The sequence below is a fragment of the Aeromonas lacus genome (assembly GCF_000764665.1).
Classification (GTDB): domain Bacteria; phylum Pseudomonadota; class Gammaproteobacteria; order Enterobacterales; family Aeromonadaceae; genus Aeromonas; species Aeromonas lacus.
On the sequence record NZ_JRGM01000168.1, the window covers coordinates 1 to 738 of the forward strand.

The 738-nt window shown below is 45.4% G+C and carries 1 protein-coding gene; it reads left to right on the top strand.

The genetic code is table 11. The annotated features are described in order from the left end of the window. A partial coding sequence (locus tag LG31_RS21320) for a pyocin knob domain-containing protein (protein WP_238567542.1) occupies positions 1-738 on the top strand: 738 nt, incomplete at both ends.

Consider the following 738-nt stretch of genomic DNA (forward strand, 5'->3'; position numbering starts at 1 on the left):
GTACTTTCAGCCTGGGAATGCCGGTGCAACAAATACAAATATGTATCCTGAACAACAAGCAGGTTCTCTTATTTGTACCCCTAGTGCATATGGTTGCCAACAGGAATACACTACGTTCCAGTCAGGTAACAAATACCTTCGTGGTTTAACTGGTTCATGGAACGGTAAGGACGGCCCATGGGGGCCATGGAAATGCATTACTAAGAATGCAGATGCCGTTGACCTTGCAAATTACAGCGGTGACGTTGGCATCAATAAAGGCAAAACATCAGGTACAACTACAATCAGCGGCGAACTTGTAGAGCTCAATACCGCAAGCGGTATTCGTTTAACTTGTACTGGTGGTACTGGTAAAATTGATTTGAATACACCATCACAACTCAACGCAACAGGTTCAGATGTTAATATAAAGAGCACAAAGAACATGCTTGTTCGTGCTCAAGAGAAATTGCAAATTGCTGGCGTAAAAGGCGTTTCCATTTATGGCGATACGGATATCCAAGGGAGACTATCGATAAATGGCCAGCCTGTATATTTCGGTACTGATTTGTCTGCGTATTCCGGTGCAGTAAATATCACGGGTGTACCGAATATCAACTTGATCGGTAATACTGATATTCAAGGTACGCTTACTGTAAATGGACAGCCTCTGACTGCTGGCACACAGGGCCCGATGGGGCCAAAAGGCGACCAAGGTGATGTTGGCCCGATGGGGCCAAAGGGTGCCGATGGTAAAGT